This is a genomic window from Sphingobium fluviale (assembly GCF_004122115.1).
In the GTDB taxonomy this organism is placed as follows: Bacteria; Pseudomonadota; Alphaproteobacteria; order Sphingomonadales; family Sphingomonadaceae; genus Sphingobium; species Sphingobium fluviale.
In genome coordinates this window covers 324,602-332,501 of record NZ_SBKP01000003.1, presented here as the reverse complement: position 1 = coordinate 332,501, position 7,900 = coordinate 324,602, and the positions used below count along the sequence as shown (strand labels likewise).

Genomic DNA, 7,900 nt, shown 5'->3' with positions numbered 1-7,900 from the left:
CGGCATCGCCGCCAGCGAGCAGTTGGTCGAGTAAATCAGCCGGAATCAACGGCTCCTTGCGTCGGGACATAGTGGGTCTCCTTCTTCCCCATTATACCCGCCCACACACGGAAATCCTGACAGTCCCAACCGCTATGTGCAGATCCCGCACGAACCAACGCTCTACCATCAGCGCCACAAAATCGAGATCATGTTAGGCAGGCTCAATGACTGGCGTCGCATCCATACCCGACACTATAAACGCGCGCATCTTCATGTCAGCCATCTGTATCGCCGCAACCGTCATCTTCTGGATCAATCAATGAGCCCTGAACCTATTTGTATAGTCCGGTCATTTAATAGTTCGGGCTTAGGGTGAAGCGTTGAGGTTGGTTTGTAGAGCCTTTGCGGATGTATTCGTATGACGGGAGGCCGCGCAGCGTCTTCAGGTTGCGCGTGCAGTTCGACAAAGACGAGCTTGCTGGTCCAGTCGATCGCCTCCGGGCAACTCAGGCTCTCTTGACTATGCTGTATCGCTCAAGCAACTGCCTCAGTCGTCCCAGCCCTCCCGCATAGATCCTGCCCCATAGTGCATCCTTCCTTTCCCGCATGAATAATGCACCATCAATTCCCCAGACTAAACACTTTTAGAGCACAGAAGCGCTCCATTGCCTCGCGCAATAAGATTCGATCACTTTCCTGCCGCAATCTGAGTTCCGGTGTAAAGCGATCCGCCGCAAAGGGAAGCACCACCTCGCGGCCCGGCAGGACGATTGCCCCCATGGCGGACAGCACCTGCCGCGCCTGATAGTGCGCGAGGGCGCCGCCCATGCCGCCCGTCGCCGTGCCGATCAGCAGCACAGATTTGCCATAAAGCGGCGGATCGGGCGGGCGCGAAAGCCAATCGAGCGCGTTTTTCAGCACTCCCGGCATGCCGCGATTATACTCCGGGCAGGCGATCACCGCTGCGTCGGCCTCTGCAAAGAAGGCGCGCATATCCGCTACCGGGGCAGGATCACCTTCCTCGCGCAGATCCTTGTTATAATGGGGCAGTTGGGCCAAATCGTCATAGAGGGCGAGCTGCGCTTGGGGAGGAGCCAGCACCGCCGCCTCGCGCAGCAGCGCACTGTTGAATGACGCGCGACGCAAGCTACCCGGTAGCCCTGCAAAACGCAGCACCAGCTCGTCCCTTCCCCGCCCTTCTGCCACCTCGACCTTCATCAATAATGGACTGAGAAACGCACGCCATATGTTAGCGGCTGGGCATAGGATGTGCGATCCGCGTTGGCGGAAGGCACGACATAATTGGCATAGCGCGTGTCGGTGAGGTTGCGGCCGAATGCCTCGATCGAAAAGACATCGCGTGGAAAGGCGTAGCCCAACGTGGCATTAAGCACACCATAGCCGCCAGTCTTCACCCGCGCGCCCGGCGCCCAGAAGACGGCATCCGTGCCATAGAGATTGGTACTGGCGAAGAGGCGGCTCTCGTCACCCATCTTATGGTCATAGGAGAGGCCGACATTACCGCTGAACTCCGGGGTACGGGGCAGCGGATCACCCGACGCATCGCCAATGGTGAGCTGGTTGCCTCCGGTTAAACGCGGGATATAGATCTCGGCGCGCGGGAAGCTGGTGCCGACCGCGCGTCAGGCCGAACTCGCGTTGGGCGCCGAGGCTCGGCATCTCGTGTTCGTGCTGTCGGTGAGCGAGCGGCATAACTGGGGCAATGTACGCCGCAGACCTACGGAGAGCGCCGGGGAATATGCCGGTGTCCTCACTCTCGTAGGGGTGGACACGAAAATGCGCCTCAATGTCGCGACTGCTTTCGATTGCTCCTATGATGGCATCGTCGATCGCCAGCAGGTGTTCGCTCTACTTGATCTATTGATACCGATGGCCCCTGAAGTCGAGGTCGCGCTGTGCGACACAACCGGACGCGCCACGCCGCTTCAGGTCCGCACCCTTTTTGCGGAAGCAATGACCCGCTACCCTGCCTCGGTGCGGTGGGCGTTTCATGGCCATGACACCTATGGCCTTGGCACAGCCAATATGCTTGCCGCATGGGACACAGGCGTACGAATCTTCGACGCCTCCGTCGCCGGGCTAGGCGGTTGCCCCTTCGCGCCGGGCGCGACAGGCAATGTCGCCACCGAAGATGCCGTCTGGATGTTCGAGGGGATGGCCGCGCAAACCGGGATCACCCTCGCGGCTCTGGTGGAGATCGGCAAGCGGATAGAGGAGATACCGGGCGCGCAGACCGGCGGACGAGTACGCCACGCCCTGATGGCACGGGCGAACGAACACGCATGAGCAAGCCGGCGCTTAGGCTTTCGAGGCAGGAAGGGCCATATTCCGGCGCCTTTCTACTTTCTCCATAGCCCCGCCTGGGAGCCAGCGCATTGGGCCACGCTCAATTTGGTCCCCATCATGCCCCCCCCACAAAGGTCCGGTTGCCACTGAACGTGAATGGCAGAAGACTAGATTTTTAGGAAGTCTGTCCAGACAGATACGGACAGCGATGGACAGGAAATTGGAGCGGGTAGCGGGAATCGAACCCGCCTAGCTAGCTTGGAAGGCTAGTGCATTACCACTATGCTATACCCGCTTATCGCTGGGCAGCCCTTGCCACGGCCAAGGCACATTCGTCAACACGGCATACCGCTTTCTACACAGTCCACGGTCAAAATATGCGTTTTGAAACGCGGCACTGCCGATTGCCCCTTACGCTCCTTCTCCGCTTGGCCTATCCTCGCCTGATGAGCGGACAGATAGCACAGCAGTTCGATGTGTTTGCGCGCCTGGTGGCGACTGGAAATATTGCAGCCTGCTCGGAAGCGCTGCGTCTTTCACCCGCAACCGTGATAGAGACGATGAACGACTTTGAAGACAAGGTCGGCGTGCAGATATTCCGCATTGAGGATGGCAGTGTGGAACTGACGGAAGCTGGGCGCAGGATCGTCGCCGCGCTGGGCGAAATGCCGCCCGATGGCGCGAGTGACTGGACCGAAGCGCTGATCGTTTCCGATGAGGAAAACCGCCCGGCGATGTCAGGCAAACCATATCCTGATGAGCCAAGGCCGCACGCGCTTGAGATAGAGACAGTCGCTTATGAGCCGCTGGACGAGGATGCACCCGTCAGCCCCAAGCATTTCCGTCCGCACAGGCCACTGGCCATACCGCCTTTGCCAGCAGACGTCCCGGCCGCTGAGACGCCGACACAGGAACCTGAGGCGGAAGCGCTTCGCTCCGCCGGCCTTCCCCCCTCCCGCACGCCGGTGCAGACGATCACGCTCGCCTCGCACCCCGCGATCTTCAGTCATTTTCAGGAGGCGCTGCTGGCGTTCGAGGATGCCAGCCCGGATATCGGCATCACGCTGATGCTGGAGAGCATCGACGAGGAACAGGCCACCCGGCTGTTTTACGAACGCAAGGCCGACATCGCTTATTATTACGCGCTGGCCGAAGGGCGCAGCTTTCCCAGCCGTTATGCCTGGAGCGAGCGGATCTCGCTGTTCGTCAGCGCCGATCATCCGCTGGCGGCCGAGGAGGCGCTGGGCGCGCGGGAGATAGCGGCGCTGCCCTATGCGGCGCTGAAGCCGGGGAACCTCTCCCGCCTGCTGGCCGAGCAGGCGCTGAGCGAGAGCGGCCTTGCCCTGCCCGCGCCGGAGCTGGAGACGGACGACCTCTACGCCATCATGAAGCACCTCAAGGAGGGCACGGCGTGCTTCCCGGCCTTCGGGCCGATGGCGCGGGATTTCGGGAAGATGCGGGGGATCGAGCGACTGGCTTATGCCTCCGGTTTGCCGCAGGTGCAGGTGCGTCAGGCGATCCGCCCCGCGCTGGCGCAGGACCCGGCGGTGCAGGCGCTGGCGGAGTTCCTGTTCCGCTGATCCGGCATAGAAGTAGAGGGCTTTTTCCACGGTGAAAGCGGTTCTGCATTTTGCAATTGATATGTTATATCATTCACGGTAGAGCCCGCAGGCAGTGAACGCACACCCCGCACCCACCTTTTGCCGGAGCCTGCCCCGTGACCATAGCCGCCCGCCGCCCCTCCCCCGTTCTCCTCGCTTCGGCTGCCGCGATCCTCGTCGCGCCCGCGGCCGCGCTGGCTCAGGCACCGGCCCCGCAACCCACCCCCGCTTATCATGACCGCCCGGCGTCTGACATCATTGTCACCGCCCTCGTCAACCGCAGCCTTGAGGACGCGCTGGGCGGCGTCTCGGTCGTTGCTGGCGATCAGCTCGCCCGTGAGCTGCGCGGCACCATCGGCGAGACGCTGTCCCGCCAGCCGGGCGTTTCGGCCACCAGCTTTGGCCCCAACGCATCCCGCCCCGTGCTGCGCGGCCTTCAGGGCGAGCGCGTGCGCGTGTTGACCGATGGTATCGGCAGCTTCGACGTTTCCAACACTTCCGTGGACCATGCCGTCGCGATCAATCCGCTAACCGCAGAACGCATCGAGGTGGTGCGCGGCCCCGCCGCCCTGCTTTATGGTTCCAGCGCGATCGGCGGCGTGGTGAACGTGGTCGATGCGCGTATCCCGCACAAAATCCCCGACGAAGCCGTGCATGTCGAAGGCATCGCCACTTATGGCAGCGCAGCAGACGAACGCACCCTTTCCGGCAAGGCCGAAGCACCGCTGGGCGGCGGCTTTGTCGCGCATGTTGACGGCAGCTGGAGCAAGAGCAACAATCTGCGCACCGGTGGCTTTATCCTCACTCCCGCCTTGCGCGCCAAAGCCCTTGCGAGCGGCGACCCGGACATTGCCGAGCTGGCCACGCTCAAGGGCAAGCTCCCCAACAGCGCGGCGGAAAGCTGGGAAGTGGCGGGTGCCCTCGCCTATATCGGCACCGGCGGCGACATCGGCTTTTCGGTCAACCATATCGACAACAAATATGGCGTGCCCGCTCGTCTGGAGGTTGAAGAAGAAGAACATCACGAAGGCGAAGAAGAGGGCGAGGGCGAGGGCGAGGAGGAACATGGCCACGGCCATGAGAACATCACCCTCGCCATACGCCAAACGCGCGCCGACCTGCGCGCCGAACTGCACGCCGATGGCGCCTTTGTGGACCGCATCCGCCTGCGCGCAGGCTATGCGGATTATACCCATGCCGAGATCGAGGAAGACGGGACTGTCGGTACGCGCTTCTTCGCCAAGGGCATGGAAGGGCGCGCGGAGCTGGTGCAGACCAAGCGGGATGGCTGGGATGGCGTGAGCGGCGTCCAGATTTTCACCCGCGATTTCTATGTGGTGGGCGAAGAGAAATTCCTGCCGAAAAACAGCACGACGCAGTTTGGCCTGTTCACTCTGCAATCCCTCGATATGGGCAAGCTGCGCATCGAGGGTGGCGCGCGCTTTGAACATGCGCGGGTGAGCGCGGCGGAGGATGCGGACCTTGGCGTGCTGGCGCAGCAGCGCAGCTTTGATGCGCTGTCTTTCTCAGCCGGGGCGAGCCTTGAGGCCGCGCCGGGCTGGCGACTGGGGGTGAACGCCGTGCGCAGCGAGCGCGCCCCGGCGGCAGAGGAGCTGTTCGCGCGCGGGCCGCATGCGGGCACGCAGGCGTTTGAGCTGGGCAATCCCGCCTTCGGCAAGGAAAAGAGCTGGGGCGTGGAAGGCAGCGTCAAGGGCGCGGGCGCGGGCTATGCTGTGGCGCTCAATGCCTATCACAACTGGTTTGACGGCTATATCTATGACGCAGAGGTGGACGAAAGTGTCTGCCTCGCCGAGACTGGCCTGTCCGAGATAGAATTTCCCTGCTTCGCTTACAGCCAGGCCAATGCCCGGACCTATGGCTTTGAGGCGGAAGCGAGCGTGACGGCGGCGCGCTGGGGCGAGACGGCGCTCAACCTAGACGCCTCGGCAGATTATGTGCGCGCGACGATAAAGGGCGCTGGCCCTGCCCCGCGCATCCCCCCGCTGCGCGTGATGGGCGGCGCAGAGCTGGGCAATGACGTGTGGACGGTGCGCGCCGAGGCGGAACACAGTTTCGCGCAGAAGCGGGTCAACGCGCGCGAGACCGAGACGGGCGCGTTCACGCTGGTCAATGCCTCGGTAACCTGGCGGCCTGTACCAAATAATCGCGCGACCAGTGTCACGCTATCGGCCAACAATATCTTCGACGTGACCGCACGGCGGCACGCGAGCTATTTGAAAGACTACGCGCCGCTTGGCGGGCGCGATGTGCGGGTGACGGCCAGGGTGGGGTTTTAGGACCCACCCCCAACCCCTCCCGCAAGCGGGAGGGGAGCGAGACTTGCCAAGACGCAGGCGCGGCTAGTCGCAGCGGGGTGGGTAAAAAGGGCTGCATCCGCCATCCTCAAGGCGCCAGCACGGTGTCTTCTGCCTTAGGCAGCATCTCCGGATAATCCAGCGTATAGTGCAGGCCCCGGCTCTCGTGCCGTTTCAGCGCCGAGCGGATGACGAGGCGGGCGACGTCGACGAGGTTGCGCAGCTCGATGAGGTCCGGCGTGACGCGGAAATTGCCGTAATATTCGTCCACCTCTGACGCGAGCAGGTCTATGCGGTGCTTGGCGCGCTCCAGCCGCTTGGTGGTGCGCACGATGCCGACATAGTCCCACATGAAGCGGCGGATTTCCTTCCAGTTGTGCTGGACGATCACTTCCTCGTCGCTGTCGGTCACGCGGCTTTCGTCCCACGGTTTGATCGCGGGGGGCGCGGGCAGTTCGTCCCAGTGCGCGCGGATATGTTTGGCCGCCGCCTCGCCGAACACGAAACATTCGAGCAAGCTGTTGGATGCGAGGCGGTTGGCGCCGTGCAGGCCGCTTTCGCTCACCTCTCCCGCCGCATAGAGGCCGGGCAGGTCCGTGCGCCCGTCGAGGTCGATGATCACGCCGCCGCAGGTATAGTGCTGGGCGGGGACGACCGGGATCGGCTCTTTCGTGATGTCGATGTCAAGATCGAGCAGGCGGGCGTAGATCGTGGGGAAATGCTCCTTCACGAAGGCTTCGCCCTTGTGGCTGATGTCGAGGTGGACATAATCGAGGCCGAGGCGCTTGATCTCGTGGTCGATGGCGCGGGCCACCACATCGCGCGGGGCGAGCTCGCCGCGCTTGTCGTGCCGATCCATGAAGCGCTTGCCGCCATTGGGCGCGCCGGGGGGGAGCTTCAGCAGCCCGCCCTCGCCCCGCACCGCCTCGGTTATGAGGAAGTTCTTGACCTCAAGGTTATAGAGGCAGGTGGGGTGGAACTGGTTCATCTCCATGTTGGAGACGCGGCAGCCCGCGCGCCAGGCCATCGCGATTCCATCGCCGGTCGCGCCGCGCGGGGCGGTGGAGAAGAGATAGGCCCGCCCTGCCCCGCCCGTGGCGAGGATGGTGGCGCGGCCGATGAAGGCGTCGACGCGGCGGGTCTTGCGGTTGAAGGCGTAGACGCCCCAGACATGCCCATCGCCCGAATAGCGCTCCGCATTGCGGGAGGTGATAAGATCAATCGCCACCATATCGGGCATCAGGGTGATGTTGGGGTTGGCGGTGGCGGCCTTGACCAGCGCCTGCTGCACGGCGGCGCCGGTCGCGTCGTCCACATGCACGATACGGCGGTGCGAGTGGCCGCCTTCCTTGGTCAAATCCCAGCGCCGCCCGAATGCCGCGCCCTCGTTGAAGGGAACGCCCAGCCCGGCCAGCCGCTCTATCGCCGCTGGCGCTTCGGACACCACGAACTCGACCGTGGCGCGATCATTGAGGCCTGCGCCCGCGATCATCGTGTCCTCGATATGGCTCTCGAAGCTGTCGCCCGCATCCAGCACCGCCGCGATGCCGCCCTGCGCCCAGTTGGTCGATCCGCCATCGAGCGGCCCCTTTGCGAGTACCAGCACGCGCTTGTCCTGCGCGAGGGTGAGCGCCGCCGTCAGCCCGGCCGCGCCGGAGCCGATGATGATGACGTCGTAGGGTCGAATGGTCATCG

Annotated in this window: 6 protein-coding genes and 1 tRNA gene; 3 read left to right on the top strand and 4 right to left on the bottom strand. The window is 63.4% G+C overall.

Features of this window, described 5'->3' with window-relative positions:
- Nucleotides 1-603 precede the first annotated feature (603 nt).
- Both EQG66_RS05675 and EQG66_RS05670 read right to left on the bottom strand, forming a co-directional pair.
- Complete coding sequence (locus tag EQG66_RS05675; protein ID WP_129403594.1) at nucleotides 604-1,200, bottom strand: NADPH-dependent FMN reductase; 597 nt, start codon at nucleotides 1,198-1,200, stop codon at nucleotides 604-606.
- On the bottom strand, nucleotides 1,200-1,553 hold the full coding sequence (locus EQG66_RS05670; RefSeq protein ID WP_281273911.1) for a TonB-dependent receptor: 354 nt from the start codon (nucleotides 1,551-1,553) through the stop codon (nucleotides 1,200-1,202). Before EQG66_RS05670 ends, EQG66_RS05675 begins: the two co-directional genes overlap by 1 nt.
- A 58-nt stretch (nucleotides 1,554-1,611) precedes the next feature.
- On the opposite strand from EQG66_RS05670, the gene EQG66_RS05665 reads away from it, so the two are divergent.
- Entirely contained in the window at nucleotides 1,612-2,289 is a 678-nt protein-coding gene (locus EQG66_RS05665; RefSeq protein WP_245987887.1) for a beta/alpha barrel domain-containing protein, read from the top strand.
- A gap of 221 nt (nucleotides 2,290-2,510) precedes the next feature.
- Here the strand turns inward: EQG66_RS05665 and EQG66_RS05660 are convergent.
- Nucleotides 2,511-2,584 (bottom strand) — tRNA-Gly (locus EQG66_RS05660).
- A 151-nt stretch (nucleotides 2,585-2,735) separates the two neighbouring features.
- On the opposite strand from EQG66_RS05660, the gene EQG66_RS05655 reads away from it, so the two are divergent.
- Both EQG66_RS05655 and EQG66_RS05650 read left to right on the top strand, forming a co-directional pair.
- Nucleotides 2,736-3,869: a LysR family transcriptional regulator gene (locus EQG66_RS05655; RefSeq protein WP_164975597.1), complete on the top strand. Its 1,134-nt coding sequence runs from the start codon at nucleotides 2,736-2,738 to the stop codon at nucleotides 3,867-3,869.
- A 137-nt stretch (nucleotides 3,870-4,006) separates the two neighbouring features.
- On the top strand, nucleotides 4,007-6,187 hold the full coding sequence (locus EQG66_RS05650) for a TonB-dependent receptor domain-containing protein (protein ID WP_425470221.1): 2,181 nt from the start codon (nucleotides 4,007-4,009) through the stop codon (nucleotides 6,185-6,187).
- A gap of 106 nt (nucleotides 6,188-6,293) precedes the next feature.
- On the opposite strand, the gene nadB is transcribed toward EQG66_RS05650, so the two are convergent.
- Nucleotides 6,294-7,898: an L-aspartate oxidase gene (gene nadB, locus EQG66_RS05645; protein WP_129403587.1), complete on the bottom strand. Its 1,605-nt coding sequence runs from the start codon at nucleotides 7,896-7,898 to the stop codon at nucleotides 6,294-6,296.
- Nucleotides 7,899-7,900 lie beyond the last annotated feature (2 nt).